The following is a 24,624-nucleotide window of genomic DNA, read 5'->3' on the forward strand; positions in this document are numbered from 1 at the left end:
GCGGCGCCGTTCAGGGGGGAGCCGGCGGTCCGGTCTCGATCAGCTCGACCTCGGAGGCCGCACAGATCGCCTTCAGCGCCTCCGGGCAGCGATCGGTGACGAAGGCGTCGACCTGCGAGATGTGGCCGATGCGCACCGGGGCGCTGCGCTCGAACTTCGAGGAATCGGAGACGAGCACGACACGGCGGGCATTCGAGATGATCGCCTGCGCGACCTTCACCTCGCGATAGTCGTAATCGAGCAACGCCCCGTCCGGGTCGATCGCCGAGGCGCCGATGACCGCGAAATCGACCTTGAACTGGCGGATGAAATCGACCGCCGCCTCGCCGACGATGCCGCCGTCGGAGCGGCGCACCACGCCGCCGGCGACCACCACCTCGATCTGCGGATAGGGCCGCATCGTCGCCGCGACGTTGAGGTTGTTGGTGATCACCATCAGCCCGGAATGCTGCAGCAGCGCCCGGGCGACCGCCTCCGTCGTGGTGCCGATATTGATGAAGAGCGAGGCATTGTCGGGGATCAGCGCCGCGGCGGCGAGCGCGATCGCCTCCTTCTCGGCCGAGGCGATCATGCGGCGCGCGTCATAGCCGACATTCTCGATGCCGGAGGAGAGCACCGCCCCGCCATGCACCCGGGTCAGCAGCTTCTGGTCGCAGAGCTCGTTCAGATCCTTGCGGATCGTCTGCGGCGTCACGTCGAAAGCGGCGGCGAGTTCGTCCACCGTCACCCGGCCGTGCCGCTTCGCCCGCTCGAGAATGGCGTTCTGCCGCGCGATCAGCATCCCCTCTCCCTCCCTCGGCCCGCCGGCGAAGCCGACCCTTGCCTCGCCTTCAGCCTTCGGTGAGCCGCCCGCGCCACGCCGCGACCGCCGTGTCGCGGTCCGCCCCGGGATGACGGTCGGCGCTGCCGACGCCCCAGACCGGCCCCGGCCAGGCCGGATCGCCCTCGAAGCGGCCGACGACGTGCAGATGAAACTGCCGCACGATGTTGCCGAGCGCGGCGACGTTGAGCTTCGCAGGGCGGGCGTGGCGCTCGATCGCGGCGGCCGCCCGTTTCGCCTCGAGCGCGAGCGTCGCGGCATCGGCGTCCGACAGGGCGCTCCATTCCTCGAGGCCGTCGATGCGCGGCAGGAGCAGCAGCCAGGGATAACGCCGGTCGTCCATCAGCCGGACCTGACAGAGCGGCCAGTCGAGGACGAACAGCGAGTCGGCCTCGATGCGCGGCGCCAAGCGGAACTCCACCATCCGAACCTCCCGGTGATTCGTCTCGCCCCGCGACCATACCCGGATCGCGCCGAATCCGCCGTCGAACTTCGCCATCGCCATGATTGCGCCGCCATCGGGGCCTTGATCGGACGGGCGTTCTCCCCCGACGCCCCTCCCCGACCGCTGCGAGGCCCGCCGTGTCGACCGATCCGAAGCCGCGCGCGCCTGCGGCGCGCCCCTTCCCGCGCGCCGGCGGGAGCGGGCGATGACGGCGCTCTCCGCACCGGTCGACGACGGCGAGCGGGTGCTCGCCGGCATCTCTCTGGCGCTTCTCGGCAATCTCGCCTTCGCGAGCGCCGATGCGGTCGTCAAGCTGCTCTCGGTGCGCTACTCGGTGTTCCAGCTCGCTTTCATGCAGGCGAGCTTCGCCACCATCCCGCTGATGGTGCTCGTGATGAAGCATGGCGGGCCGGGCCGGCTGCGGGTGCGGCATCCGCGCCTCGTGCTGCTGCGCGGTCTGCTCGCCGGCTTCGGCGGCACATGCGGCGTCTATGCCTATTCCCAGCTGCCGCTGGCCGATTCCTATGCGATCGCCTTCTCGACACCGCTGATCGTGACGCTCCTGTCGATCCCACTCCTCGGCGAGAAGGTCGGCATCCATCGCTGGGGTGCGGTGGTGGTCGGGCTCGTCGGCGTGCTGATCATGGTGCGGCCCGGCTTCGCGGCGGTCGGCCCCGGCCATGGCGCGATGTTCGTGGCGGCGGTCAACGGCGCCTTCGTCGTGTTGCTGATGCGCAAGATCGCCCGGCTCGAGCAGCCGGCGGTCATGGTGACGGCGGCGGTCGGCGGGCAGATCCTCGTCAACATCCCCGGCATGATCTGGACCTTCCAGACCCCGGCCCTCGCCGATCTCGGGCTCGCCGCGCTCGGCGGCCTCGCCATGGGCAGCGCGCAGTTCCTGATCGTGCGCGGCCTGTCGCTCGCCCCGGCGAGCGCCGTGGCACCAATGCAATATTCGATGATGCTGTGGGCGGTGATCTACGGCGCGGTTCTCTTCGCGACGCCGGTCGATCCGATCCTGCTCGCCGGCGCCTCGATCGTGATCGGCAGCGGGCTCTACATCATGCACCGCGAGCGCCGACGGGGCCGCACCTTGCGGGCGCATGTCTGAGGGGCGCGGGCGGCAGCGTGCGACGGGCAGATTTAGCCCAAACTAAAAAGCGGCCGATAATTCGGCCGCTTCAAAGACAAATGCCAATACACTTGAAACACAGACGTTGGGTCAGAATTTGCGAACGCATAAGTGGTTAACCTGACCTTAACGGAAATCCACGGCGTGCGCTTTGCGACGTGATGTCGCAACCAAAACTCTCCATCCCGGTTGACTCCGCAGCTCGGCGGATCCGTCCGCCGGCGGCTCATCAGAGATCAGGAGAGAACCATGGGTAAGATCGGCTGCCTTGCGGCGCTCGTTGCGCTCGCTCTCTCGTCGACCTCGGCCTCCGCCCTCGACGTCAGCGTCGGCGGCGCGAGCGCGAGCGTCGGCGGACGTTCGGGCGGTGGTGTCGGTGTCAGTGCCAATGTCGGCAATGCCGCGAGCGCCAATGTGGGCGTCGGCGGCGGCGCGAATGGTGGCGTCGGGGCCAACGCCAATGCCAGCATCGGCAACACCAACGCCAATGCGAACGTCAACGCGCTGGGGAACAACTCCGTCGCCGACGTCGACGCATCGGTCAATACCGGCGCGCTCGGCCGCTCCAGTTCGGTCGATGCGGATGTCGGCATCGGCGGCAACAGCGCCGCGGATGTCGATCTGGATCTCAGCCTGCTCGAAGGCGGCGGCGGCCTCGGTGGACCGGGCGATCCGGATGGCCCGGGTGCCGGCGGCCCCGACGGGCCGGGCGTGATCGGTCAGAACGGCCGCAACAGCGGCATCACCGTTGCGCAGGCACGCAAGCGCTGCGTCGGGATTCTCGCCCATTCGCAGCAGTACGACAACGATCTGGTTGCGCTCTGCCGCGCCGTGCAGCGCATGGCGGCCCGCTGAACCCTCCTCCTCATCCCTCTCCCGAACCGGGGGAGGGATGACCGCTCACTCGCCGAGCGGCGGGGCGGGCCAGCCGGCGGCGCGATAGGCCGCCTTCACCGTGTTCGCCATCAGCATGGCGATCGTCATCGGCCCGACCCCGCCCGGCACCGGCGTGATCGCCGCGGCACGCCCCGTCGCCTCGGCCGTCGCGACATCGCCGCAGAGGCGCGTACCGTCCGGCCCCTTCTCCGGCGCCGCCACCCGGTTGATGCCGACATCGATCACCACCGCGCCCGGCTTGATCCAGTCGCCGCGCACCATCTCCGGACGGCCCGTCGCGGCGACCAGGATGTCGGCCCGCCGCGTCACGGCCGGCAGATCGGCCGTGCGCGAATGGGCGATCGTCACCGTCGCCTGCGCCTGCAGGAGCAGTTGCGCGATCGGCTTGCCGACGAGGTTCGAGCGGCCGACCACCACAGCCTCCCGTCCGGAGAGATCGGGACCCAGCACGCGGCGAATGAGCAGCATCGCACCGGCCGGCGTACACGGCACCATGGCCTCGCCGCCGGCGGCGAGACGGCCGACGTTGAGCGGATGCAGGCCGTCGACGTCTTTCTCCGGGGCGATCGCCTCGATCACCCGTGCCCGCGCCTCGTCGAGCCTGCCCGGCAGCGGGAACTGCACGAGAATGCCGTGGATCTCGGGGTCGCGGTTGAGCGCCTCGACGAGAGCGATCAGTTCGATCTCGGATGTCGAAGCCGGCAGCGTGTGCTGCACGGAGTGGAAGCCGAGCGCCGTCGCCCGTTTGCCCTTCGCGCCGACATAGACCTGGCTCGCCGGATCCTCGCCGACGAGCACGACGGCGAGTCCGGGGCGGATGCCGGTCTCGGCCGTCAGCCGGGCCGATGCCGCCCCGACCGCCGCGACGACCGCTTCCGCAACCGCCCGGCCATCGATCCGTTGGGTCGGGATCTCAGCGGAAGACGACGGTGCGCTGGCCATTGATCAGCACCCTGTGTTCGAGGTGGAATTTGATCGCGCGTGCCAGCACGGCACATTCGACGTCGCGGCCGATCGCGATCAGAGTCTCGGCCGACATCGAATGGTCGACCCGCTCGACGTCCTGCTCGATGATCGGGCCTTCGTCGAGATCGGCGGTGACGTAATGCGCCGTCGCCCCGATCAGCTTGACGCCCCGTTCGTGCGCCCGGTGATAGGGCTTGGCACCCTTGAAGCTCGGCAGGAAGGAATGATGGATGTTGATGACGCGCCCGGCGAGCGCGCGCGACATGCCGTCGGACAGGACCTGCATGTAGCGGGCGAGCACGACGAGATCGATCCGCTCGGCCTCGATCATGGCGAGGAGCGCGTTCTCCTGCTCGGCCTTGCGATCCGGCGTGACGGGCAGATGGTGGAAGGGCAGACCGTCGGCCTCGACACGCCGGCGCAGCGTCTCGTGATTGGAGACGACCGAGACGAGCTCCATCGGCAGCTGATCGATGGAATTGCGGTAGAGCAGATCGTTCAGGCAATGGCCCATCTTCGAGACGAGGATCATCACCCGCGGCCGCACGGCGAGATCGTGGATGTGCCAGTCGAGCTGGTAGGCGGTGGCGACCGGGGCGAAGCCGCGCGTGAAGGATTCGACCGTCGTCGTCGGCGCCGAGAAGGCGACGCGCATGAAGAAGCGGCCGGTCTCCGGATCGCCGTACTGGGCGCTCTCGACGATGTTGCCGTCCTGGGCCGCGAGCGAGTTGGCGACCGCGGCGACGATACCCTTCCGATCCTCGCAGGAGAGCGTCAGAACGAAGCGTGCCGGATCCATGCCCATGATCATTTCCCAACGAGGCGCGGCGCGCCCGCGCCGGCCGGCGGAGCACTAGCGGGCGCGAGCAGGCGCCGCAACAGGCAAAGCCGCGCAGCCGCGGCGTTGGAAAGCGCGGCAGGGGCGTGCTAAGTGCGGCGGCGGCCGCGAGGGGCGACATGGCTGAACAGACGAACCGTCAAACCCGCATCGCGGTGCTCGCCGGCCCGACGCCGGACGCGCAGGAAGCGCAGGTGCGGCTTGCCGAACGCTACGGCACCGTCGAGCCGGAGGCCGCGACCGTGATCGTCGCGCTCGGCGGCGACGGCTTCATGCTGCAGATGCTGCACCGCTTCATGAATGCCGGGAAGCCGATCTACGGCATGAACCGTGGCACGGTCGGCTTCCTGATGAACGATTATAGCGAGGAGGATCTGATCGAGCGGGTCGACGCCGCGCTCGTCACCGCGCTCCACCCGCTCGTCATGCAGACGCGCGACGATGCCGGCCGCGCCGCGCAATCCTTCGCGATCAACGAGGTCGCCCTGTTCCGCCAGTCCTATCAGGCGGCGAAGCTCAGGATCACCATCGACGGCGCCGTGCGGCTCGAAGAGCTGATCTGCGACGGCATCCTCGTCGCCACCCCCGCCGGATCGACCGCCTACAACCTCTCCGCCCACGGGCCGATCCTGCCGCTCTCGGCGCCAATGCTGGCGCTCACGCCGATCAGCGCCTTCCGGCCCCGGCGCTGGCGCGGCGCGATCATTCCCGACCGGGCGGTGGTCAAGATCGAGGTGCTCGAGACGGAGAAGCGACCGGTCAATGCGGTCGCCGACCACACCGAAGTGAAATCGGTGGTCGAGGTCGTGGTGCGCCAGGACCGCCGCGCCCGCAGCCTGATCATGTTCGACCCCGGCCACTCCTTCGACGAGCGGATCCTCGCCGAACAATTCCGCTACTGATCGGCGCCGCGGGTCGCCACGGATCAGCGCGTCCAGTCGCTGACGATCTCGGACAGCGCCGGCCGCGGCCGCTCGAAGGGCGGGATGTCGGGCGTGCCGATATGGACGAGCCCGGCAAGTCGCTCCTCGGGCGCGAGACCGAGCAGCGCGCGCGCATCCTCGTCATAGGTCACCCATTCGGTGATCCACTGGGCGCCGAAGCCCATCGCCTGCGCCGCGACGACGAGGTTCATCGCCGCCGCACCGGCCGAGAGCACCTGCTCCCATTCCGGGATCTTTGGATGAGGCGCGGCGCGGCTGACCACCGCGACGACCAGCGGGGACCGGGTGAAGCGGGCCTCCTCGAAAGCGATGCGCTTCTCGTCGGCGCCGGGCTGTTTCGTCCTCAGGAGGGCGGCGAAGGCGGCGCCCGCTTCGGCACGGGCCGCGCCCCTGAAGAGAATGAAGCGCCAGGGCGCCAGCTTGCCGTGGTCCGGCACGCGCGCGGCGATCGTCAGGAGGGTGTCGAGCTGCGCCGCGTCGGGACCGGGCTCGACGAGATTGACGGCGGGGATCGAACGGCGCCGCAGCAGGAAATCGATCGTATCGTTCATGGGGGGTCTCTCGACATCGGGAAAGGCCGTGTGGCGCCGGCCCGGCGAGGCTTAGCGGATTCGCCGCCGGGCGAGAATGGCGGACGGCGTCGCAGGGGGCGGATGCTTGCCGGCCGGTCTTGAATTCGCCATCCTGCCGCTCCTTATGCTCGCGCCGGGCCGGCCAGCGGCCGCAGCGCGGGCCGAGACGGGGGCGAACCGGGAGACGGAGCAGCGATGAGGCGGCGAATCAGCATCGGCACGAAGGCGGCGGCCCTGCTCGCCGCGGCGATGCTCGTCGCCATCCCGTCTCTCCACGCCCAGGACGCCCTGCCACTGCCGCCCGCCGATGTGCCCGACGGTGCTGCGCCCGCCGATCCGATGGCCCTGACGCCGCTGCAGGGCGGCCTTCCCGCGCCGATGATGACCGCACCGCCGCCCGCGGCCCCTGCCCCGCCGCGCGGCGAGGCCGCCGCGCCGCCGCCCGCAGCCCTCCCTCCGGCTGCGGCACCGCCGGCCGCTGCCACGGCGCCCGCCGCCGCGCCGATCGGCAATCTGACGCTCGAGGCACGCCTCACGGAGGACGGCCGATCCGTCCCGGCCGACGTGATCTGGCGGGTGTTCTCGCAGACGCCGGGCGGCGATGGCCGCCTGCCGCTCGTCAAGGAGGAGACCGGCGGCATTGTCACGCTGGCGGTCGAGCCGGGCCGCTATGTCGTCCATGCCGCCTATGGCCGGGCCGGTGCGGCGAAGCAGATCACCGTCGGCGGCACGGCGGTGCACGACACGCTGGTGCTCAATGCCGGCGGCCTCAAGCTCAGCGCGATGGTCGGCAGCGACAAGACGGTCAATGGCGACGAAGCCTCCTTCGACATCTTCGCCGAGGAGCAGAGCGATGCCGGCGAGCGGCGGCTGATCGTGCCGCGGGTGCACCCGAACCGCGTCGTCCGGCTGAATGCGGCGACCTATCATGTCGTCGGGCGCTACGGGAACGCCAATGCGGTGGTCCGGGCCGACATCCGGGTCGAGCCGGGCAAGCTCACCGAGGCGACGCTCTATCAGCAGGCGGCGCGGATGACGCTGAAGCTCGTCGCCGAACGCGGCGGCGAGGCGCTCGCCAACACGAACTGGTCGGTGGTGACGCCCGGCGGCGACACGGTGTTCGACAGCGTCGGCGCCTTCCCGGCCGTGGTGCTCGCGGTCGGCGACTACACCGCGATCGCCAAGCACGACGACAAGATCTACGAGCGCAGCTTCTCGGTCGAATCGGGCATCGACCGCGAGATCGAAGTGCTGGCGAAGTAGCCGGCTCGGGCAGCGAGCCCCCCGCCCCCTTCGTGGCCCGCCTATTCGGCCGCCTTGAGGGCCGCCCCGTCGCGCCATCGTCCGAGACGGGCGATCGCCTCTTCGAGCGTCGCCCGGTGCTTGGCGAAGCACAGCCGGACGAGGCCGGTCGTCGCCTTGTCGCGATAGAAGGCGGAGAGCGGGATGGTCGCGACCCCTGCCTCGCGCACCAGCCGCTCGGCGAAGGCCTGATCGTCGCCGGCCGCGTCGAAGGCGGAAATGTCGATGTTGAGGAAATAGGCGCCCGAGCAGGGCAGCACGTCGAAGCCCGCCTCCGCGAGCCCCGCGGCGAGGAAATCGCGGCGTTCCTGGAGCGCGCCGCGCAGGCCGTCGAAATAGGCCGCATCGAGCGCGAGGCCGGCGGCGACGGCACGCTGCAGCGCGGGGGGCGTCGTGAAGGTCAGATACTGGTGCGCGCGCGCGATCGGCTCGATCAGCGCCCGCTCGGCGGTGATGTAGCCGACCTTCCAGCCGGTCATAGAGAAGGACTTGCCGGCCGAACCGATCCGCACCGTGCGGGCCCGCGCCGAAGGGAGGCCGAACAGCGAGGCGTGCCGCGTGCCGTCGAAGGTCAGGTGCTCATAGACCTCGTCGCAGACGGCGACCAGATCGTGCCGGACGAGGAACGCGGCGAGCCAGGCGAGCTCTTCGGCGGAAAACACCTTGCCGGTCGGATTCATCGGCGTGTTGACGACGATGAGGCGGGTGTGCGCCGTCACCGCGGCTTCGAGCGCCGCCTTCGGCAGCGTCCAGTCGGGAGCGACGAGCCGCACCGGCACGACGGTCGCCCCGGCGCGCTCGATGATCGGCGCATAGGAATCATAGGCGGGCTCGAGGATGATCGCCTCGTCGCCGGGATTGAGCAGCGCGAAGAAGGCGGCGGCGAGCGCCTCGGTGGCCCCGGAGGTGACGAGCACCTCGCTCTCCCAGTCGGCCTCGATGCCGAAGAAGCGGGCGCCGTTCTCCGCCACGGCGCGGCGCAGTTCCGGCACGCCCCGCATCGGCGGATATTGGTGCGGCCCTTCGAGGAGCGCGGCGGCGGCCGCCTCGACGACGGCCCGCGGCTCCAGCCCCTCCGGAAAGCCCTGGCCGAGATTGACCGCGCCATGCGCCGCGGCGAGCCGCGACATCGCCTCGAATACCGTGATCCCGAGCGCGCCGAAGGTCCTGTTCGTCATCTCAAGCCGACCCGTCCATGCCTGCACCAAAGGCCCCGCACGGACGCGCGGGGCCTCTCTTGTCTCAAGTCTTCGTCCCGCCGTCTCCGGGCGGGAGGCGCGCTGCGCCTATCTCGCGGTCGCCGGGATCCACGGCGCCGTCGCCGCAGCGCTCTCGCCGAACTGCGGCAGCTTGGCGTTCAGATCCTCGATGGTCTTGATGCCCTTCTCGCGCAGCTCCGCCTGGGTGACGAGCGTCGGCTCGACCACCACCTGCCGGCCCGGATCCTGGCCGGCGATCAGCAGCGCCACCGCCCGCACCGAGACCGCGCCGACCACCGCCGGATTGGTCGCCACCGTCGCGACCCACGGGCTGCCCTCGGCGCCGATCTCCTGGATGTCGGCGGTCGAGATATCGGCAGAATAGATCTTCACCTTGTCGGCGACGCCGAGCTCCTCGACGGCGAGCTTGACGCCGCGGGCGAACTCGTCGAACGGCGCGAAGACGACCGAAATGTCGGGATTGGCCTGGAAGGCGGCCTTGGTCTGATCCGAGACCGAGGCCGCGATCGTGTCGTTGACGACGCCCCAGCGGGCCTTCTCGACGATGCCGGGATTGGCTTTCCTGACCTCCTCCCACACCGCGTTGCGGCGGTCGAGCGGGGCGAATCCCGGCACATAGACATAGCCCGCATTGAAGCTCGTGCCGTTCTCCTCGAGCGCCTTTTCGAGCGCGAGCTTCGCAAGCAGCGCGTCGCTCTGCTCGACCTGCGGGATCTTCTCGTTCTCGAGATTGACGTCGAAGGCGACGACCTTGATGCCGGCATCGACGGCCTTCTGGGCGACGTCCTTCAGCGACTCGGTGAGGCCGTGATCGATGATGATGCCCTCGACGCCGAGGCTGATCGCCTGATCGATCTGGTCGCGCTGTTCGGCGGCGTCCTGCCGGCCCGGAAAGACGCGCAGATCGATGCCGAGCGCGCGGGCCTGCGCCTCGGCACCGGCCTGATAGGCCTGAAAGAAGTCGCCGCCCGAGATGTAGGTGACGAGCGCCACCTTGACGCCGCCCTTGTCGAACGGCGCCGGTGCTCCGGCGAGACCTTCGGCGCGAGCGGTGCCGGCGAGGAGGCCGGCCATGCCGAGGCCGGCGGCGGCGAGAGCGAGCGCCCGTCTGGTGATCATTCTATTCCCCCGAGATCGCGTTCGGCCGCCCCTAGAAGGGTCCCGGCCCGGACATGCCAACCTCGATAAGCCGTCGCACCGCTTTCCGGAACGAAGAAAATTCTATATCTCCCGCTTCCGGGTAGATTTTTCTCTCTCCAATCCGGGTCCGCCCTCGGCTAGCCTCCGGCTCGGGACATTCGACGCCATGACGAGCAACAGTCTGCACGCCATCGAGGGCCAGCGCGACCGCGCCGAGGCGGCGGTCGCCGCCGCAACGGACGCGGTGATCGCCGCCGGTCGCGCCGCCGCGGGCCGCCACTGGGTGCCGGCGACGTCGGGCAATTTCTCGGTGCGCATCGACGGCGGCCGCGCCGCCATGACGCGCTCGGGCGTCGACAAGGGCGCCCTGTCGGCGGCCGACATCCTGATCCAGCCGCTCGACGCGCCGCTCCTGCCCGGCTCCTCGGCGGAGGCGCCGCTGCACGTCGCGCTCTATCGGGCCGATCCCGCGATCGGCGCGATCTTCCATGTCCACAGCCCGGCCGCCACGGTTCTGTCGCGCCTCGCTCTCGAGGACGAGTCCGCGGAGGACGCCGTGCGGCTCGAAGGCTGGGAACTCCAGAAGGCGCTGAAGGGCGTCCGGACCCACGAAGCGGTGGTCGAGGTTCCGGTCTTCGCGAATGATCAGGATACGGTGCGGCTCGCCGCCCTCGTCGATGCGCGGTTCGCGGCGCCGCGCGAGGCCGGCCTGCACATCGCGCCGGGTTATCTCCTCGCCGGCCACGGGCTCTACGCCTTCGGCGCGGACGCCGCGGAGGCCTGGCGGCACCTCGAAGCCTTGGAAACGCTCCTCGAACAAGAACGCTCCTATCGGAGGTCCAGACGATGACGACCCTCACCATCTATCCCTATGCCGAACCCGCGAACGCGGAGAAGACGACGAGCGACACCGCCGAGATCGCGGCGCTGCTCGGCGATGTCGGCGTGCGCTTCGAGCGCTGGACGGCCGACCGCGAACTGCCGGCGGGCGCCGACCAGGCGACCATTCTCGACGCCTACAAGAGCGAGATCGATCGGCTCTCGGCCGAGGCCGGCTATCGCACGATCGACGTGATCAGCATCAAGCCGGACAATCCGAACAAGGAGGCGCTGCGCACCAAGTTCCTCGACGAGCACACGCACGACGAGGACGAGGTCCGCTTCTTCGTCGAAGGCAGCGGCGCCTTCTACCTGCATCTCGGCGACAAGATCTATCAGGTGGTGTGCACCCGCGGCGACCTGCTCTCCGTGCCGGCCGGCACGCAGCACTGGTTCGACATGGGCCCGGCACCCGAATTCACCTGCATCCGGCTGTTCATCTCGCCGGACGGCTGGGTGGCGAAGTTCACCGGCGACGCCATCTCGGCGAGCGTGCCGCGCTTCAACGAAGCCCGCGCCGCCGCCTGATCAGGCGCCGCGCTGCTCCGGAAACAGCCCGGCGAGCCCTTCGGCGCTCGCCGGGGCGATGCCGCGCTCGGTGATCAGGCCGCTGATCAGCCGGGCCGGGGTTACGTCGAAGGCGGGGTTCGCCGCCTTCGTTCCCTCGGGCGCGATGCGCACCCTTGTCACCGCGCCGTCCGGCGTCACGCCGGCGATGTGGGTCACCTCCTCCGCCGAGCGCTCCTCGATCTCGATCGCCCCCACCCCCTTCGGCAGGCTCCAGTCGACCGTGCTCGCCGGCAGGGCGACGTAGAAGGGCACGCCATTGTCGGCAGCGGCGAGCGCCTTCAGATAGGTGCCGATCTTGTTGCAGGCGTCGCCATTCGCCGCGACCCGGTCGGCCCCGACGAGCACCAGATCGACGGACCCCTCCTGCATCAGATGGCCGCCGGCATTATCGGCGACGAGGGTGTGCGGCACGCCGTGCGCAGCGAGTTCCCAGGTGGTGAGGCTGGCGCCCTGGTTGCGCGGCCGGGTCTCGTCGACATAGACGTGCACCGGCAGGCCCTCGTCGTGGGCCTTGTAGATGACGCCGAGCGCCGTGCCCCAGTCGACGCAGGCGATCCAGCCGGTGTTGCAATGGGTCAGGATGTTGACCGGCCCGGCGCCGCCCTTCTTCTCGAGCGCGGCCCGGACGAGCGCGACGCCGTGGGTGGCGATCGCCTCATTGGTGGCGACGTCCTCTTCGGCGAGGGCGTCGGCGAGCGACAGCGCCGTCTCGTGACGCGCGTTCTCGGCCACCGCGGTGACCGCGCGCAGCATGCGGTCGAGCGCCCAGCGCAGATTGACCGCGGTCGGGCGGCTGGCGAGCAACCGGCCATAAGCGGCGTCGAGCGCGGCATCGGAGGCGTCCTCGCGCAGCGCAAAGGCGAGGCCGTAAGCCCCGGTGACGCCGATCAGCGGCGCACCGCGCACCACCATGCGGCGGATCGCATCGACCGCGGCCGCCTCGGTCGCGATGTCGAAGGTGGTGAAGGCGTGCGGCAGCCGGGTCTGGTCGACCACGGTGACGCCGTCGCCGCTGCGCCAGATCGAGCGATAGGAGGTGCCGTCGACCCGCATCGTGTCTCTCCTCGGAAATCGGTCGGTTCAGGCCGCGCCGGGCCGCAGATCGAGCGCGCCGAAATCGCGCACCGACGGGAAGCGCGGATCGGCCGGCGTCGCCTCGCGCAGCGCATGGCCGACCGGCATGCCGGCGGCCGCGGCGGCCTCGAGCTCGCGCGGATTGTCCGAGAGAAAGAGGACCCGCTCCGGCGCGCGCCCGATCGCCCGCGCGATGGTCAGATAGGAGGCGGCGTCCGTCTTCGCACCGGTCTCGGTGTCGAAATGGCCGGAAAAGAGCGGCCGCAGGTCGCCGGCGCTCGAATGGCCGAAAAAGAGGTGCTGCGCCTTCACCGAGCCCGAGGAATAGACGTAGAGCGGCAGGCCGGCCTCGCGCCAGCGGCGGAGCGCGGCGACGGCATCGTCATAGATCGGGCCTTCGAGCGCCCCTTCCGCGAAGCCGCGGTCCCAGATCAGGCCCTGGATCTTCTTGAGCGGCGGCGCCTTGCGATCCTCGGCGATCCAGCCGAGCAGCGCGCCGACCGGATCGGCCCCCGGCCCGGCGAGCGCCGCGGTCTCCTCGAGGATCGCCCGCACCTCCGGCGTATCGCCATGGCGCGCGACGTAATCCGCGAGCCGGTCCCGCGCATAGGGGAACATCACGGTCGCGACATAGGATTGCGGGCTGACCGTGCCCTCGATGTCGATCAGCACGGCGTCGACGGCAAAGCGGAGCGCCTCGGTCATCTCGGGCATCCTCGGGGTCGGCGGAACGGGAGGCGGAGTTATAGCGGAGGCCAGCCGCCCGTCCACCGCCGATCGTGCGGGCGGGCTCAGAAGAGATCGAGCTGATGCACCGCGGGCCTTCGCCGGCGCGACCCCCGGGCGGGACGGACGAGGACGTCCGGCGGCAGATCGGCGAGGAAGCGCGACGGCGGCACGGCTCTCCGGGCGCCGCGGACGCTGCGCTCGGCGGCACAGGTAAGTACCAGACGGTCCTGCGCCCGTGTAAGCGCGACATAGCAGAGCCGCCGCTCCTCGGCGAGGGCGTCCGGCTCGGGTGGCATGCCCCCGAAGGAGAAGGGCAGAAGCCCCTCGTCGAGGCCGACGACGAAGACGACGGGAAATTCGAGCCCCTTCGCCGCATGGATGGTGAGGAGTGCGACGCGGGCGGCGCGGGGATCGAAGAAATCCGCCTCGCTCGCGAGCGCCACCGCCTCGCCGAAAGCGGCCTCGTCCGGCGCGGATGCGGCGATCGCCGTCAGCCAGCGCTCCGCCTCGGCGCGTGTCGCGGGGTCGAGATCGTCGCGCCCCTCGCGAACGCTTCCGAAAGCCGCGGCGAGCCGGTCGCCGAGCGTGCCGTCCGCCTGGCGGGCGACCGCGGCGAGCGCCGCACGGACGCCTGCATGGTCCGCTATGCGGGCCGGCGCGCTCTTCTTGAACGGGATGCCGGCGTGGTCGAACGCCGCCCGCAGCGCCGCCGCCTGACCGTCGGTGCGATAGAGCACGGCGAAATCTGCGAAGCCGAGCCGGTCGGCCCCGCTCTGCCGCCCGGCGAGCGCGTTCGCCGCGAGGAGATCGTGGCCGCCGATCATCTCCTCGATGGTGTGGGCGACGAACTCCGCCTCGGCCCGCTCGTCGGCCGCGACATGGAGCGCGATCGGTGCGCCCATCGGCCGGGTCGCACCCTCTGGCGGTGCGCCGATCAACGACGCCGCAGCGGCGACGATGGTGCCGGTCGAGCGGTAGTTGCGGCCGAGCCGGAAAGTCCGGGCGGCGGGGAAGTCCGCGGCAAACCGGGCGAAACAGGCGGCATCCGCCCCGCGGAAGCCGTAGATCGCCTGGTTCGGATCGCCGATCACGCAGAGCCGTCCTTCAGGACCGGCGAGGAGCAGCAGAAGGCGGTACTGGGCGTCGTCGACATCCTGGAACTCGTCGGCGACGATGTGGCGGAAGCGGCCGCGCCAGGCCGCCGCGATGCCGGGCTCGGCCGCGAGCAGCGCGGCGGGCAGCCGGATCAGATCGTCGAAATCGACGAGGTTGCGGGCTCGCATGGCGGCATCGAGCGCCGTGCCGGCCGCCCCCGCGGCGGCATCGTCCGCAAGGCCGCTGCGCTTGGAGCGCGAGATCGCGCGCAGCATCGCCGCCGCTTCGCGCTCCGACAGCCCCGTCTCGGCGACGAGCAGCGCCGCGCGTTCGGGATCGGCGGCAATGCGGAAGCCGGGCGCGAGGCCGGCCTCCGCCGCATGGGCCCGCAGGATGGCGAGGCCGAGCGTGTGGAAGCTGTGCACCGTCACCGGCGCGCCGGGCAGCAGCGCCGCGAGTCGTGCCGCCAGTTCCTCCGTCGCCCGCCGCGTGAAGGTCACGGCGAGGCACTCCGCCGGCGTCAGCCCATGATCCCGCACCAGATGAGCGATGCGGTGGGTGAGCATGCGCGTCTTGCCGGAGCCGGGCCCGGCGAGCACAACGACCGGCCCGTCGACGGCGGCGGCCGCCTCGGCCTGATCCGCGTCGAGCCCGGCGAGCACGCCGCCCCGCGGCGAGCCGGCCACCGGCGCCGGGCCTTCGCCGCCCTCGGCCGCATCCGCCTCCGCCTGCCTGACGCGCCTCGCCGGCTTCGCCCGCGATCCGAGCGGGCCGTCGAACAGCAGCGCGCCCTTCGACAGCCGCTCAAGTTCGCCGGGCTCGAAGAGGCGGATGACGCCGTATTCGCCGTCATAGCCGGCCTGCCGGATCACTGCGCCGGCGCGCAGTCGGGCCACCGCCTCGCCGAGCAGAGGATGAACCTTCGCCACGTCCTCGACCGGCCGCTCTTCGAGAAGGTCGAGCTCGGCCCCGAGCGCCGCCGTCCGCTCATACGCGGCTTCAACCGCCTTCGACGCGACGCCCACGCCGACGATCTCGGCGATCATCTCCGGCAGCGGCACGAGGCTCGCCGCGTCGCCGTCGGTCGGTAGCGCCACGACCTCCTCGACCGGGCGGTCGGCGAGCGCCTCGACGCGATGGGCGACACCGACCGTCAGCCGACCGCCACAGACCGGGCAGAGGCCGCCCTGCGCGATCGTTTCCCGCGGATCGAGCCGCACGCCGCAGGCGCGGTGCCCGTCGGCGTGGTATTTCCCCTCCTCGGGGAAGAACTCGACCGTTCCGTGATAGCCCGCGCCCGTCTCGAGCGCGCGGCGGATGGCGAAATAGTCGGGCTCGCAGGAGAAACGCGTCGCCTCGCGGCCGAGCTTGGCCGGCGAATGCGCATCGGAATTCGAGGTCAGCCGGAACCGGTCGAGCGAGGACACCCGCCGGTTCATCGCGGGGTCGGAAGAGAGGCCTGTTTCGACCGCGAAGATGTGAGGCGCGAGATCGCCGTAGCAGTCGTCGATGGAATCGAACCCGGATTGGGATCCCATCGCCGCGAACCAGGGCGTCCAGATGTGGGCCGGGACCAGATAGGAGTGCGGCCCGCTGTCGAGTGCGATCTCGAGCAGGTCGCGCGAATCGAGGCCGAGGATCGGCCGACCGTCCGAGGCGATGTTGCCGATCGCGGCGAGCCGCGCCGCCAGCCGGTCCGCGGTCGCGAAGTCCGGCACATAGATCAGATGGTGCACCTTCCGCGTCTTCTCGCCCTTCTTGTAGATGGTCGAGATTTCGGTCGAGAGCATGAAGGAGACGGGCGTCCGGCAGGCGGGCGGCAACGTCCGCTCGACGGCCTGCGCGATCTCCGGCTTCAGGCGGAAGAGGCCGTTGCCGGCCGGCACCAGCTTGTCGCGGATCTCGGCGAGCCAGCCGGGATGGACGCAGTCGCCCGTGCCCACCACGGCGATGCCCTTGCGGGCTGCCCACCAGGCGAGGTGTTCGAGATCGAGGTCGCGGCTCGTCGCGCGCGAGTGTTTCGAATGGACGTGCAGATCGGCGTGGAACATCGCCGGAGTCTGGGCCGAGTCCCGGCCCGGAACAAGCCGGCACACCATCGCGGGGGCGGCGCCCTCCCCCGTCGCGCGGGAGAGGGCGGAGGCCTCAGGCGGCGGCGCCGGCGGGGCTCGGCGGGGCGGGCGGCCGGACGCGCAGATTGTTCTGCACATAGGTGACGCCGAGCACGTCCTGCGCGAGGTCCTCGGCCCGCCGCCGGTCGCGGCGGCTTTCCACCGTCCCGGCAAGGGTCACCTCGGTTCCATCGACCGTCACCTCGATCTCCGAGGCGTCGAGGAAGGAATCCTCGGCCAGCCGATCATTGACGTCTTCGAGGATGCGGGCGCTCGACCGAACATAGCCCTTCGGCCCCTTGCCGCGGTGATCGCCGCGCGGCGCCGTCGCTTCGCCCGGCGCGCCGCGGCCCATCCAAGCCGCGACCTCCTCGCGCTCGCGGTCGAACTGCGGCGCGTTGCCGAGGCGGTCGGCGGTGCGGAAGGCGCGACCGGTGCCGTAGGCTTCGCCGCCCTCCGGCTCCAGCCAGGCCTGCGCCTCGGCAGCGCCGCTGCCGTGCGGCGCGCCATAGGCATCCGGTTCACGGCCGCGCGGCTGATAGGCCTCGCGATCGGCGGCGACCTGCCGCCTCCCCCGGCCGGCATGCCGGCCGCCGGCCGCATGGCGCGCACCCGCGGCCGGGCCGCCATCCTCGTCGTCGGTGAACTCCGGCCGCTCATAGGAGACGGGCGGATTGTCGGACGGCGTACCCGCCGGGCGGCGGTAGCGTCGATCCTCGTCCTTCCACTGGTCGTATCGGGCCATCGTCTTTCTCCTGCCATCTGCCGGCGGCGGAGGCCGCCGGGCGCAATGGCGCGCGAAGGAAATACACCGTCGGAAACGGCGATCCGGCCGGCAGCGTTCCGTGCCCCGCCGCCGGCAACCGTTTCCCCGGCGCTCCGTTGGCCTGCCGCGAAACCAATGGAGCGGCAGGAATGGAACTCGAAGGAAAGGTCGCGCTCGTCACGGGCGCGGGATCCGGCATCGGGCGCGGTGCGGCGGAAATTCTCGCGCGCCGGGGCGCCCGCGTCGGCCTGCTGGGGCGGACGGCAGAAGAGCTCGACGAGGTCAGGACCGCGATCGAGACGATGGGCGGGACGGCGATGACACTCGTCGCCGACGTTGCCGATCCGACGGCCATGAAGGAGGCCTTCGCGGCGCTCCTCTCCTCCTACGGCCGGCTCGACATCGCGGTGGCGAATGCCGGCGTCAACGGCGTCTGGGCGCCGATCGACGATCTGAAGCCCGAGGAGTGGGAACAGACCGTCGCGATCAATCTGCGGGGCACCTATCTGACGCTGCACCACGCCGTGCCGCCGATGAAGCAGGCGGGCGGTGCGATCGTCATCGTCTCCTCGATCAACGGGACGCGAACCTTCAGCAATCCCGGCACCACGGCCTATGCCGCGACCAAGGCCGGCCAGCTCGCCCTCGGCCAGGTGGCGGCGCTCGAACTCGCCAAGCACCGCATCCGGGTCAACGTGATCTGCCCCGGCGCGATCTCGACCAGTATCGACGCCAACACGAAGAAGCGGAACACGGGGGAGGCTGCGGTGCCCGTCGAGTATCCGGACGGGCAGGTGCCGCTCACCGACGGGGAGTCGGGAACGATCGAGGACGTGGCGGAGCTGGTGCTCTTCCTCGTCTCCGATCGCTCCCGCCACATCACCGGAACGCCCGTCTGGATCGACGGGGCTCAGTCGCTCCTGGTCTGACGCGGCGGCAGGCGGCCGGCCCAGACCTGAAGCCCGCGCGGCGGCACGATCCGTTCGTCGCCGGGCTTCACCGCCTCGCCCTCGGCGCCGTCCGCCGTGTCGACGAGGCAGCGCCATTGCGGCGTCTCGTCCTTCGGGATGCGGAAATGCACGCCATTGTCCGAGCCGTTGAGGAGGATGAGGAGCGAGGCTTCGCCCTCGCGCTGCGGTGCGAGGCGCACGGTGAGGCATTTGACGTGCGGCGCCGACCATTCCTTGTCGCTCATCCGCTCGCCGCCCGCCGAAAACCATGCGATGTCGGGCTGGCCCCGGCTGTTGCGCGCACCGGTCGCGAACTCCGGCCGGGACAGCACGGAATGTTCGGCGCGCAGCCGGATCATCTTCTTGACGAAGGCGGTCAGCTCCCCGTCCGGCTTCGACCAGTCCACCCAGCCGATCTCGTTGTCCTGGCAATAGGCGTTGTTGTTGCCGCCCTGCGAATTGCCGAGCTCGTCGCCGGCGAGCAGCATGGGCACGCCCTGCGACAGGAAGAGCGTCGCGATCAGATTGCGCTTCTGCTGCGCGCGGAGGCGCAGGATGCCCTCGTCCTCGGTCTCGCCTTCGGCGCCGCAGTTCCAGCTCTTGTTGTCGCTATGGCCGTCCTGATTGTTCTCGCCATTCGCCTCGTTGTGCTTGTCGTTGTAGGAAACGAGGTCGTGCAGCGTGAAGCCGTCATGCGCCGTGATGAAGTTGACGCTCGACCAGGGGCGCCGTCGCCCATCTCCGAACAGGTCGTTCGAGGCCGCGAAGCGGGTCGCGAAAGCGCCGAGCAGACCCTCGCCGCCGATCCAGAACTCCCGCACCACGTCGCGATAGTCGCCGTTCCACTCCGAGAAACCGGCCGGAAAATTGCCGAGCTGGTAGCCTCCCGGGCCGACATCCCACGGCTCGGCGATCAGCTTCATGCCGCCGAGCACCGGGTCCTGCAGGATCGCGGCGAAGAAGGCGTGGCCGGGATCGAAGCCGGTCGGCCGACGGCCGAGCGTGGTGGCGAGGTCGAAGCGGAAGCCGTCGACCTCATAGGCGGTCGCCCAGTGCCGCAGACTGTCCATCACCATCTGCAGCACGCGCGGATGGTCGGTGTTGAGCGCGTTCCCGGTGCCGGTCAGATTGTCGTAGAAGCGCGGCTGATCCGGCAGCAGGCGGTAGTAGGAGGCGTTGTCGATGCCCTTGAAGGACATCGTCGGGCCGAGATGGTTGCCTTCGCCGGTGTGGTTGTAGACGACATCGAGGATCAGCTCGAGACCGGCCTCGTGGATCTGGTCGACCGCGCGGCCAATCGATTCGAGCTCCGCTTCGCCCAGATAGCGCCGCTCGGGGGCGAAGAAATTGAGCGTGTTGTAGCCCCAGTAGTTCGAGAGACCGCGCTCGACGAGGTGCCGGTCCTGCACGAAGGCGTGCACCGGAAGAAGTTCGACCGTCGTCACGCCGAGATCGACGAGATAGTCGAGCAGCGCCGGCTCGCCGAGTGCATCGAATGTGCCGCGCGAATCCTCCGGCACCAGCGGACACTGCATGGTGAGGCCGCGTGTGTGCGCCTCGTAGATCACCGTCTTGTGCCACGGGATCGGCGGACGGCGCGGCGCGGCGGGCCGCTGCTTGCCGACGACACGGGCCTTCGGCACGAAGGGGGCGCTGTCGCGCTCGTCCTTCGTCAGATCGGCGTCGTCGCCCGGACCGACCGGATAGCCATAGACCGCGTCGTCCCAGACGAGATCGCCGACCAGCGCCTTGGCATAGGGGTCGATCAGGAGCTTGGCGTCGTTGAAGCGGTGGCCCTGTTCGGGCGCCCAGGGTCCATAGACGCGATAGCCATAGACCTGGCCGCGGTGCACGCCGCCGACATGGACGTGCCAGACGCCGTTCGTACATTCGGTGACCGGGATGCGCTCGGTCTCGTTCTGCCCGCTTTCGTCATAGAGGCAGAGCACGACGCCTTCGGCATTGTCGGAAAAGAGCGCGAAATTGACGCCCCCCTCGTCTTCGGTGGCGCCGAGGGGGTGGCTGTATCCGGGGGTGATGCGGCTCATGCGACCTTCGAGGCGGGAGTGCGGGTTTTGGGGACGACGGTCAGGCTGCGCGAGCGCGCCGACCGGCTGGAACCATCGTCGGCGAGCCGGGCGTAGAGGGCCTTGTAGGCCTTGGCCGGCCCGCTCCAGGCGAAGTCCTTCGCCATCGCAGCCCGACGCATCGCGGCGAGCCGGTCCTTGTCGGCGAAGACGCTGAAGGCCCGCTCGGCGGCGCCGATGAGCCCCTCCGCATCGGCCGGCGCGAACAGGAAGCCGGTCTCGCCGTCTTCGATCGTATCGGCGAGTCCTCCGGTTCGGTGCGCGACCGGCAGCGTGCCGTAACGCTGTGCCTGCATCTGGGTGAGGCCGCAGGGTTCGAAACGTGACGGCATGAGGAAGAAGTCGGAGGCCGCGATGATGCGGTGGGCCATCGGCTCGTTGAAGCCGACCATCAGGCCGACCTTGCCCCGGTGCCGGCGGGAGAGGTCCAGAAGCATCGCCTCGACCTGCGGGTCGCCGGTGCCGAGAATGGCGATCTGGCCGCCCCGCGCGACGATCTCGCCGGCCGCCTCGGATACGAGATCGAGCCCCTTCTGGTGGACGAGACGGGACACCACACCGAACAGCGGCCCCTCGGCCGGATCGAGGCAGAGCGCGGTGCGGATCACCTCGGCCGCTTCCGCCTTGCCGTCGAGATTGCCGGCATCGAAGGCCGCCGGCAGATAGGGATCACGCGCCGGGTTCCATTCCTCGCCGATCCCGTTCGGGATGCCGGTCAGCCGTCCGGCCCCGGCGATGCCGCCGATCAGCCCGTGCAGGCCGCCACCCAGCGGCTCGGTGGTGATTTCGTCGGCATAGGTCGGGCTCACCGTCGTCAGATGGTCCGAGTAATAGATGCCGGCCTTGAGAAACGAGCCGTGCAGGTGGAATTCGAGCCCGTCGAGGCTGAACGCCTCCGGCGGCACGTCGAGATCGGGCATCCGGTGATAGGGGAAGAGGCCCTGATGGGCGATGTTGTGGATCGTCATCACCGAGCGGACCGGCAGCTTCCACCAGCGGGCATAGGCCGGCGCAAGGCCCGAGACCCAATCGTGCGCATGCAGGATGTCCGGCCGCCAGCCGAGCCGCGGCAGGCCGGCGCAGATCTCCGCCGCGGCGAGCGACAGGCAGGCGAAGCGCAGGTCGTTGTCGGCGTGGTCGCGTCCGTCGGGCCCGCCATAGGCGCCGCCGTCGCGCTGGAACAGCGTCGGGGCGAGCACGAGGTAGAGCGGCACGCCGCCCGACAGCTCCGTCGCGCCGATGAGGTACGGCGGGATTGCGCCGTGGCCCTTCCTGTGGGCGACGATGGTGATCGGCCGCACCTTGGCGAGCACGGAGGGATAGGCGGGCATAAGGATGCGGATGTCGCAGCCGGTCTCGCGCAGCGCCCGCGGCAGCGCCGCCGATATGTCGCCGAGCCCCCCCGACTTCAGAAGTTCCGCATGTTCGCTCGTAACGAAGAGGACGCTCATGGCGTGCATTGCCTGCAGTAGGGGGCTCGGCCCCGGCCTCGTGGCGGCGTCCTTCGCGCGGCCTCGCGCAGGCGGACACACGACGACCGCCCGTCGCACGCGACGGCCGGACGGTAGAAGAAGTGACGGTCGGGGTGGCGCGGAGGCCGACGCTCAGTTCGGAACGTCGGCGCCTTCCATCGGTCTGGGCGGCTCGGAGGCGATCCGCACCAGGAGCGTATGGGCGAGATCGGCGGCCGCACCGTCGAGGGGGCAGCCCGTGGCATCTCCCCGCTCGCAGCGCACGGTGACCGTGCCGGCTTCATCCACCCAGTAGAACCCCTTGACCGGAATGCCGTCGACGACCGCATAGACGAGCCGTGTGCTCTGCATGATGGGATCTCCTCCCGGGCGATCCGTCGGCCGGCGGCGCGAAGGATCCACCCTCGGCATGCTCAATCCGCGCGCCGTTTTCCGGTTCCGCACTGCGACGAAAAGGGCGTCTTCGCCGCAGTGCGGCGACGTCACGGCCAAAGGTCGAGCAGTTCATCAGTGGAGATGACCGCGATTTGCTGGCTGAAGCGGTCGCGGAAGAGCGTCATCACCGCGTCGTGCGTCTCGTCGGCCGAGGAGCAGAGCGCATCCGACACGACGTGCACCGGATAGCCTGCATCGACCGCCCCGAGCACGGTGGCGAGCACGCACACATCGCTCTCGCCCCCCGTGACGACGAGGCCGTCGCACGCGATCTCGGCGAGGTGGGCCTGCAGCCGCCGCCCCGCAAAGGCCGAATAGACCGGCTTGTCGAAGACGCGGGCCGGCGGCACGAAGCGGGCGAGTTCGGGCAGCAGGTCGATCAGCGCCGGGTCGACCGCTTCCCGGGTGATGCCGCGCCAGCGCTCGTAATAGGCCTTCCAGCGGCCGGGCATCTCGTCCGGCGTCGCCGGAGGGACGAAGCGGGTGAAGATCGTCCGGTCGGGCGCCCGCTCGACGAGCCGGACGATGTTGGGCAGCACACGCGGCAGCCATGGCGTCGGCCACGGACCCTCCTCCGCGAAGAGGCGCTGCATGTCGACCGACAGATGGCGCGTCCCCGGACCGAGCCGGGGCTCGAGGCTCACGCCCATCGGCCGGCGGCACCCTCCGGCGCATGGATCTCGATCGCGAGCCCCTCGCCGAGCGAGAGGGTCGCGGCAGCAACGGCCGCCTCGAACGCGGCCTCCTTGGTGACGTAGTGGCCCGCGACCCGGCCGTCGTGCTCGACGCCCCAGTTCTCGGTCGTCTCGGGGTCCTCGGTGTTCGGGACGATGCGGTAGACCGCCTTTGCCATCGTGCGTTCCTCGATCTCTCTCCCCCGGAGTGCCGATAGAAGCGTGGGCGATCCGCCCGGTTCCCGGCGACACGCGGAACCGCGTCCCCGCCGGGCTGTTGGTCCTGCGAACCCCTATATCTCCAGGAGAATTCTCATGTTGGATGGCATCGGCATCATCTGGTTGATCGCGATCGTCGGGGGCGTCGCCGTGCTCGGCCTCGCCTTCGCCTATGGTCTCAACCGCGGCGACCGTCGCCGGCCCAAAGTGCGCAGTGCGGACTATGACGACGGCCGGCGGCCGGACGGAAGCGTCGAGGGTATCCCGTCGCGTCAGCGCGACGCAGGCGTGCCTCCGCACGCGGCAAGATAATCGGCAAGGCCCGCGGCGAGCGCGTCGAAAACCGCGCGGCAGCGCGGGCTCGTGCGGAGATCCTCGTGCATCGCGACGAAGGTGCCGAGGGGCAGATCGAAGAAGTCGGCGAGCACCCGCTCGAGGTTCGGATCGCGCCGGGCGATCCCGACCTGGCAGGCGCCGATGCCATAGCCGGCCCGGATCGCCGCGAGCTGGGCCAGATCGCTCGTCGCACGGAAGGCGAGCCGCTCCCGGCCCAGATAGGGATAGCGCGCCGCCATCGTGCGAAGCCACGCCGTCTCGCGATCGAAACCGATAAGGGCATGGCCGGCGAGATCGTCGATGGTCTTCGGCCGGCCGCGCCGCTCGAGATAGCGGCGATGGCCGTAGAGGCCGATCGGGATGGCGCCGACCCGCCGGACCAGCAGCGCCTCCTGCGTGGGCGCCGTCATGCGGACCGCCACATCCGCCTCCCGCCTGAGGAGATCGTCGACCGCGTTGGAGAGGACCAGTTCGATGATGAGGTCCGGATGCCGTTCGTGCAGCGTCGTCAGGAGCGGCGGCAGTACCTCGACGCCGATCACCTCGCTCGCCGTCACCCGCACGACGCCCGCGACCCGGTCCGAAGCCTCGCTCGCAGTACGCCGCAGCGCAGCCGCCGTCGCCGCGAGCGCGCTCGCATAGGGCCGCATCGCCTGCGCAACATCGGTCGGTGCGAGGCCGAGCGGCGTTCGGATGAACAATTGTCGCCCGAGCGCGGCTTCGAGCGCCTCGATGTGCCTGCCGATCGTCGGCTGGGTCAGGCCGAGCGCTCGCGCCGCGCCGGAGAGCGACCCCTCCTCCAGCACGGCGAGGAAGCTGCGATAGAGGTCCCAGTCCGGTTCCGTTTCATCCATACATTTTCGTATAGTGATTGCACGTAATTCTGCAATTTCGTTTTGGTGCGCGCGAGCCGATCTTCTCGCTCAGAAAAGGCTCACGACCACCAGGAGA

Annotated in this window: 25 protein-coding genes; 8 read left to right on the top strand and 17 right to left on the bottom strand. The window is 70.1% G+C overall.

The features are described 5' to 3' along the window. Positions 1-10: 10 nt before the first annotated feature. Both GGQ63_RS17030 and GGQ63_RS17035 read right to left on the bottom strand, forming a co-directional pair. Positions 11-781 carry a DeoR/GlpR family DNA-binding transcription regulator gene (locus GGQ63_RS17030; RefSeq protein WP_183857815.1) on the bottom strand — a complete coding sequence of 257 codons (771 nt, stop codon included), beginning with the start codon at positions 779-781 and terminating at the stop codon, positions 11-13. A 49-nt stretch (positions 782-830) separates the two neighbouring features. Further along, positions 831-1,325: an HIT domain-containing protein gene (locus GGQ63_RS17035; RefSeq protein WP_246429845.1), complete on the bottom strand. Its 495-nt coding sequence runs from the start codon at positions 1,323-1,325 to the stop codon at positions 831-833. 145 nt (positions 1,326-1,470) lie between these two features. On the opposite strand from GGQ63_RS17035, the gene GGQ63_RS17040 reads away from it, so the two are divergent. Continuing rightward, the gene (locus tag GGQ63_RS17040; protein ID WP_183857816.1) at positions 1,471-2,376 is read left to right on the top strand and encodes a DMT family transporter; all 906 of its coding nucleotides are present in this window, start codon (positions 1,471-1,473) and stop codon (positions 2,374-2,376) included. Between the two features lie 270 nt (positions 2,377-2,646). Then, positions 2,647-3,252, top strand: a complete 606-nt coding sequence (locus GGQ63_RS17045; protein WP_183857817.1) for a hypothetical protein — start codon at positions 2,647-2,649, stop codon at positions 3,250-3,252. Positions 3,253-3,297: 45 nt separating this feature from the next. On the opposite strand, the gene folD is transcribed toward GGQ63_RS17045, so the two are convergent. Continuing rightward, positions 3,298-4,236: a bifunctional methylenetetrahydrofolate dehydrogenase/methenyltetrahydrofolate cyclohydrolase FolD gene (folD, locus tag GGQ63_RS17050; protein ID WP_183857818.1), complete on the bottom strand. Its 939-nt coding sequence runs from the start codon at positions 4,234-4,236 to the stop codon at positions 3,298-3,300. After that, positions 4,208-5,065 carry a formyltetrahydrofolate deformylase gene (purU, locus tag GGQ63_RS17055; protein ID WP_425502088.1) on the bottom strand — a complete coding sequence of 286 codons (858 nt, stop codon included), beginning with the start codon at positions 5,063-5,065 and terminating at the stop codon, positions 4,208-4,210. Before purU ends, folD begins: the two co-directional genes overlap by 29 nt. A 152-nt stretch (positions 5,066-5,217) precedes the next feature. On the opposite strand from purU, the gene GGQ63_RS17060 reads away from it, so the two are divergent. Next, positions 5,218-6,000, top strand: a complete 783-nt coding sequence (locus tag GGQ63_RS17060; RefSeq protein WP_183857819.1) for an NAD kinase — start codon at positions 5,218-5,220, stop codon at positions 5,998-6,000. A 23-nt stretch (positions 6,001-6,023) separates the two neighbouring features. Here the strand turns inward: GGQ63_RS17060 and GGQ63_RS17065 are convergent, their stop codons facing one another. Beyond that, a complete protein-coding gene (locus GGQ63_RS17065) occupies positions 6,024-6,593 on the bottom strand; it encodes a nitroreductase family protein (RefSeq protein ID WP_183857820.1) in 570 nt (189 codons plus the stop codon). Between the two features lie 216 nt (positions 6,594-6,809). Between GGQ63_RS17065 and GGQ63_RS17070 the strand changes: the two genes are divergently transcribed. Continuing rightward, a complete protein-coding gene (locus GGQ63_RS17070) occupies positions 6,810-7,877 on the top strand; it encodes a hypothetical protein (RefSeq protein WP_183857821.1) in 1,068 nt (355 codons plus the stop codon). A 41-nt stretch (positions 7,878-7,918) separates the two neighbouring features. Here the strand turns inward: GGQ63_RS17070 and GGQ63_RS17075 are convergent, their stop codons facing one another. After that, on the bottom strand, positions 7,919-9,094 hold the full coding sequence (locus GGQ63_RS17075) for an aminotransferase (protein ID WP_183857822.1): 1,176 nt from the start codon (positions 9,092-9,094) through the stop codon (positions 7,919-7,921). A gap of 108 nt (positions 9,095-9,202) precedes the next feature. Beyond that, complete coding sequence (locus GGQ63_RS17080) at positions 9,203-10,255, bottom strand: substrate-binding domain-containing protein (RefSeq protein WP_425502089.1); 1,053 nt, start codon at positions 10,253-10,255, stop codon at positions 9,203-9,205. A 187-nt stretch (positions 10,256-10,442) separates the two neighbouring features. On the opposite strand from GGQ63_RS17080, the gene mtnB reads away from it, so the two are divergent. Together mtnB and GGQ63_RS17090 are read left to right on the top strand one after the other, a co-directional pair. Beyond that, positions 10,443-11,126, top strand: a complete 684-nt coding sequence (gene mtnB, locus GGQ63_RS17085) for a methylthioribulose 1-phosphate dehydratase (protein ID WP_183857823.1) — start codon at positions 10,443-10,445, stop codon at positions 11,124-11,126. Beyond that, positions 11,123-11,683 carry a 1,2-dihydroxy-3-keto-5-methylthiopentene dioxygenase gene (locus GGQ63_RS17090; protein ID WP_183857824.1) on the top strand — a complete coding sequence of 187 codons (561 nt, stop codon included), beginning with the start codon at positions 11,123-11,125 and terminating at the stop codon, positions 11,681-11,683. Before mtnB ends, GGQ63_RS17090 begins: the two co-directional genes overlap by 4 nt. On the opposite strand, the gene mtnA is transcribed toward GGQ63_RS17090, so the two are convergent. The 4 genes from mtnA to GGQ63_RS22105 all read right to left on the bottom strand — a co-directional run bounded on the left by mtnA (position 11,684) and on the right by GGQ63_RS22105 (position 17,479). Then, positions 11,684-12,778, bottom strand: a complete 1,095-nt coding sequence (gene mtnA, locus GGQ63_RS17095; RefSeq protein WP_183857825.1) for an S-methyl-5-thioribose-1-phosphate isomerase — start codon at positions 12,776-12,778, stop codon at positions 11,684-11,686. A gap of 27 nt (positions 12,779-12,805) precedes the next feature. Then, entirely contained in the window at positions 12,806-13,504 is a 699-nt protein-coding gene (mtnC, locus tag GGQ63_RS17100) for an acireductone synthase (RefSeq protein WP_183857826.1), read from the bottom strand. An 86-nt stretch (positions 13,505-13,590) separates the two neighbouring features. Then, entirely contained in the window at positions 13,591-16,674 is a 3,084-nt protein-coding gene (locus GGQ63_RS17105) for a UvrD-helicase domain-containing protein (protein ID WP_183857827.1), read from the bottom strand. Between the two features lie 94 nt (positions 16,675-16,768). After that, on the bottom strand, positions 16,769-17,479 hold the full coding sequence (locus GGQ63_RS22105; protein ID WP_246429846.1) for a BON domain-containing protein: 711 nt from the start codon (positions 17,477-17,479) through the stop codon (positions 16,769-16,771). A 170-nt stretch (positions 17,480-17,649) separates the two neighbouring features. Between GGQ63_RS22105 and GGQ63_RS17115 the strand changes: the two genes are divergently transcribed. After that, the gene (locus tag GGQ63_RS17115) at positions 17,650-18,429 is read left to right on the top strand and encodes an SDR family oxidoreductase (protein WP_183857828.1); all 780 of its coding nucleotides are present in this window, start codon (positions 17,650-17,652) and stop codon (positions 18,427-18,429) included. On the opposite strand, the gene glgX is transcribed toward GGQ63_RS17115, so the two are convergent. The 5 genes from glgX to GGQ63_RS17140 form a co-directional block, all read right to left on the bottom strand. Beyond that, a complete protein-coding gene (gene glgX, locus GGQ63_RS17120; RefSeq protein WP_183857829.1) occupies positions 18,411-20,498 on the bottom strand; it encodes a glycogen debranching protein GlgX in 2,088 nt (695 codons plus the stop codon). The two genes, GGQ63_RS17115 and glgX, sit on opposite strands and share 19 nt — an antisense overlap. After that, positions 20,495-21,988, bottom strand: a complete 1,494-nt coding sequence (glgA, locus tag GGQ63_RS17125; RefSeq protein WP_183857830.1) for a glycogen synthase GlgA — start codon at positions 21,986-21,988, stop codon at positions 20,495-20,497. Before glgA ends, glgX begins: the two co-directional genes overlap by 4 nt. A gap of 153 nt (positions 21,989-22,141) precedes the next feature. Beyond that, positions 22,142-22,360, bottom strand: coding sequence for a hypothetical protein (locus GGQ63_RS17130; protein ID WP_183857831.1), 219 nt, complete (start codon positions 22,358-22,360; stop codon positions 22,142-22,144). 131 nt (positions 22,361-22,491) lie between these two features. Beyond that, positions 22,492-23,094, bottom strand: a complete 603-nt coding sequence (locus GGQ63_RS17135) for a cysteine hydrolase family protein (protein WP_183857832.1) — start codon at positions 23,092-23,094, stop codon at positions 22,492-22,494. After that, positions 23,085-23,297: a DUF2188 domain-containing protein gene (locus GGQ63_RS17140; RefSeq protein ID WP_183857833.1), complete on the bottom strand. Its 213-nt coding sequence runs from the start codon at positions 23,295-23,297 to the stop codon at positions 23,085-23,087. Before GGQ63_RS17140 ends, GGQ63_RS17135 begins: the two co-directional genes overlap by 10 nt. A gap of 136 nt (positions 23,298-23,433) precedes the next feature. Between GGQ63_RS17140 and GGQ63_RS17145 the strand changes: the two genes are divergently transcribed. Then, complete coding sequence (locus GGQ63_RS17145) at positions 23,434-23,649, top strand: hypothetical protein (RefSeq protein WP_183857834.1); 216 nt, start codon at positions 23,434-23,436, stop codon at positions 23,647-23,649. On the opposite strand, the gene GGQ63_RS17150 is transcribed toward GGQ63_RS17145, so the two are convergent. Next, positions 23,610-24,527 (bottom strand): LysR family transcriptional regulator, encoded by a 918-nt coding sequence (locus tag GGQ63_RS17150; protein ID WP_183857835.1) that lies wholly within the window; start codon positions 24,525-24,527, stop codon positions 23,610-23,612. The two genes, GGQ63_RS17145 and GGQ63_RS17150, sit on opposite strands and share 40 nt — an antisense overlap. Between the last annotated feature and the right edge of the window lie 97 nt (positions 24,528-24,624).

The organism is Prosthecomicrobium pneumaticum (assembly GCF_014199915.1).
Lineage (GTDB): Bacteria > Pseudomonadota > Alphaproteobacteria > Rhizobiales > Kaistiaceae > Prosthecomicrobium > Prosthecomicrobium pneumaticum.

Bases quoted from the DNA above. Each gene is read 5' to 3' on its own strand.
- GGQ63_RS17070 (WP_183857821.1), top strand. From the start codon at position 6,810: ATGAGGCGGCGAATCAGCATCGGCACGAAGGCGGCGGCCCTGCTCGCC.
- GGQ63_RS17030 (WP_183857815.1), bottom strand. From the start codon at position 781: ATGCTGATCGCGCGGCAGAACGCCATTCTCGAGCGGGCGAAGCGGCAC.
- GGQ63_RS17150 (WP_183857835.1), bottom strand. From the start codon at position 24,527: ATGGATGAAACGGAACCGGACTGGGACCTCTATCGCAGCTTCCTCGCC.
- GGQ63_RS17135 (WP_183857832.1), bottom strand. From the start codon at position 23,094: ATGGGCGTGAGCCTCGAGCCCCGGCTCGGTCCGGGGACGCGCCATCTG.
- GGQ63_RS17035 (WP_246429845.1), bottom strand. From the start codon at position 1,325: ATGGCGATGGCGAAGTTCGACGGCGGATTCGGCGCGATCCGGGTATGG.
- GGQ63_RS17060 (WP_183857819.1), top strand. From the start codon at position 5,218: ATGGCTGAACAGACGAACCGTCAAACCCGCATCGCGGTGCTCGCCGGC.
- GGQ63_RS17065 (WP_183857820.1), bottom strand. From the start codon at position 6,593: ATGAACGATACGATCGATTTCCTGCTGCGGCGCCGTTCGATCCCCGCC.
- GGQ63_RS17130 (WP_183857831.1), bottom strand. From the start codon at position 22,360: ATGCAGAGCACACGGCTCGTCTATGCGGTCGTCGACGGCATTCCGGTC.
- GGQ63_RS17075 (WP_183857822.1), bottom strand. From the start codon at position 9,094: ATGACGAACAGGACCTTCGGCGCGCTCGGGATCACGGTATTCGAGGCG.
- GGQ63_RS17145 (WP_183857834.1), top strand. From the start codon at position 23,434: ATGTTGGATGGCATCGGCATCATCTGGTTGATCGCGATCGTCGGGGGC.
- GGQ63_RS17045 (WP_183857817.1), top strand. From the start codon at position 2,647: ATGGGTAAGATCGGCTGCCTTGCGGCGCTCGTTGCGCTCGCTCTCTCG.
- glgX (WP_183857829.1), bottom strand. From the start codon at position 20,498: ATGAGCCGCATCACCCCCGGATACAGCCACCCCCTCGGCGCCACCGAA.
- GGQ63_RS22105 (WP_246429846.1), bottom strand. From the start codon at position 17,479: ATGGCCCGATACGACCAGTGGAAGGACGAGGATCGACGCTACCGCCGC.
- mtnC (WP_183857826.1), bottom strand. From the start codon at position 13,504: ATGACCGAGGCGCTCCGCTTTGCCGTCGACGCCGTGCTGATCGACATC.
- GGQ63_RS17090 (WP_183857824.1), top strand. From the start codon at position 11,123: ATGACGACCCTCACCATCTATCCCTATGCCGAACCCGCGAACGCGGAG.
- mtnA (WP_183857825.1), bottom strand. From the start codon at position 12,778: ATGCGGGTCGACGGCACCTCCTATCGCTCGATCTGGCGCAGCGGCGAC.
- mtnB (WP_183857823.1), top strand. From the start codon at position 10,443: ATGACGAGCAACAGTCTGCACGCCATCGAGGGCCAGCGCGACCGCGCC.
- purU (WP_425502088.1), bottom strand. From the start codon at position 5,065: ATGGGCATGGATCCGGCACGCTTCGTTCTGACGCTCTCCTGCGAGGAT.
- GGQ63_RS17040 (WP_183857816.1), top strand. From the start codon at position 1,471: ATGACGGCGCTCTCCGCACCGGTCGACGACGGCGAGCGGGTGCTCGCC.
- GGQ63_RS17080 (WP_425502089.1), bottom strand. From the start codon at position 10,255: ATGATCACCAGACGGGCGCTCGCTCTCGCCGCCGCCGGCCTCGGCATG.
- GGQ63_RS17140 (WP_183857833.1), bottom strand. From the start codon at position 23,297: ATGGCAAAGGCGGTCTACCGCATCGTCCCGAACACCGAGGACCCCGAG.
- GGQ63_RS17105 (WP_183857827.1), bottom strand. From the start codon at position 16,674: ATGTTCCACGCCGATCTGCACGTCCATTCGAAACACTCGCGCGCGACG.
- folD (WP_183857818.1), bottom strand. From the start codon at position 4,236: ATGGCCAGCGCACCGTCGTCTTCCGCTGAGATCCCGACCCAACGGATC.
- GGQ63_RS17115 (WP_183857828.1), top strand. From the start codon at position 17,650: ATGGAACTCGAAGGAAAGGTCGCGCTCGTCACGGGCGCGGGATCCGGC.
- glgA (WP_183857830.1), bottom strand. From the start codon at position 21,988: ATGAGCGTCCTCTTCGTTACGAGCGAACATGCGGAACTTCTGAAGTCG.